Raw genomic sequence first — 1594 nt, 5'->3', positions numbered from 1 at the left:
ACTTTCAACCATTTTTTGTGGGGTTATTTGTGCTTGGTACTGCTGTTGCTGCTGTATGCATTTATGAGGTTCCTTTGTTTCTGGATTTAGAGCACTCCACTTATGGGCCCCTTCCGACGTGACATAAGGACTCATTAGTATTTGTTTTTGGCATCTACTACAAGCCTTTTGATATGCTTTCAAACTGATTGTATCGTTTGACATACTAGTTACTTATCACTTATGTGATAATGATATAAATAGTTATCACCACATGATAATTATTTATATGGTTTCACGCTCAAGACTACTTATCATTGCCTGATGTAGATATCACTATAAAGGGCCTGAAGTGTCTACGGTGCGGTCACGAATGGATTCCCCAAAAGGTAGGACATAGACCACAATTATGTCCTAAATGCCGTTCATATCTGTGGGACACACCAAGGGTTAGACGTAGGAAATCGAAGGAAGATATAGACACAGACACAGAGTTAACAAAGCGCCTAAGGAAACACAGGACTAGCATCAAGAAGAGGTTGTGAGAAGTAAAGGCATATTGAAACGAGCTTAAGTGGCCCTTTTTGGCTCTCATCAAGCTTAAGTGGTTAAGATAATTAGCCACACTGAAATCTTGTAAGTTACGATAACCTTAAAAGTTCTAATTTTTTGTGATACTTTATCTTGTATACGATTTTTGAAAGGCACGTAGCCGCTGCAGACAATTAACTTGAGCGTAGAGTAGGTGAAGAATGAGGTGACGGTATATTAGTCCATTTGAATCCTTTCTATGAAGCGTCAATTATAACTCAATTATGATTACAAACTAGTCTACACTGTCTGCAACCTCTATTTTAAACCCTCTGCCCTTAGCATCTTCAATTCTTCGCTTGTCCTTAGTTACCCAAGAAACCCTTATCAAACCATATATTTCAAGGTCAAGTAACACTTTATTCAAATCAGCCCAATTCAAAATATTATCCTCCTTCTCAAGAACACGCATTAGTTCTGAATCTGTTATATTCCCTGCGCGCTCAATTTTTTCATATATGGTATTGCGTAATGGATACTTCATTTTTGCTCACTATAGGCATATACAATCCGAATCGAGTTTTCTTATCATGGGATCAATGCCACGGATATAACCATAATTAGGCTATTATTATTTCTATTCGTTGGCTCATTAATCCGCGTTTTATTTATAGCTGATATTAAAAGTTTCTATCCAATTTATGCCCGAAAAGTATCAAATAAGCTACATATGTACACTAAGAGAAATCTTCCAACCATATCTGACGGCTTTTACGTCATTCTAGGTGATTGTCTTGTTAGAATCAACACTCGTGTGGCCTTTGCCCCAAGAATTGTAGTTTTAATCGAGATTCATAATTGTATGGCAATTTTACAAATATTTAATGCAATTATCGAATATTGGGTATAAATCAAAAATGGCAGCACTTGCAATATTTCTGGAATTTCTATTCACATAATGACTTGTTCCATGTTATATCATGAACAGTCGGCCCTGCCGTTTAATTCACATTTTTGTCAACATTCCATCAATGTCATTCCTCCAAATCTACCGACCATTCCACCTATCCATCTACCTACTACG

2 protein-coding genes are annotated in these 1594 nt (G+C 36.8%); both read right to left on the bottom strand.

Annotated elements, in window-relative coordinates; translation table 11 throughout:
• Nucleotides 1–204 (bottom strand): hypothetical protein (locus DYY65_RS12630; protein WP_236561815.1); only part of this gene is annotated, 204 nt, incomplete at its 3' end.
• 601 nt (nucleotides 205–805) lie between these two features.
• Entirely contained in the window at nucleotides 806–1054 is a 249-nt protein-coding gene (locus tag DYY65_RS11415) for a hypothetical protein (protein WP_162478085.1), read from the bottom strand.
• Nucleotides 1055–1594 lie beyond the last annotated feature (540 nt).

The organism is Nitrososphaera sp. AFS, assembly GCF_009898475.1.
In the GTDB taxonomy this organism is placed as follows: Archaea; Thermoproteota; Nitrososphaeria; order Nitrososphaerales; family Nitrososphaeraceae; genus Nitrosopolaris.
This window is presented reverse-complemented; position numbering and strand designations above follow the sequence as displayed.

Bases quoted from the DNA above. Each gene is read 5' to 3' on its own strand.
- DYY65_RS11415 (WP_162478085.1), bottom strand. From the start codon at position 1,054: ATGAAGTATCCATTACGCAATACCATATATGAAAAAATTGAGCGCGCA.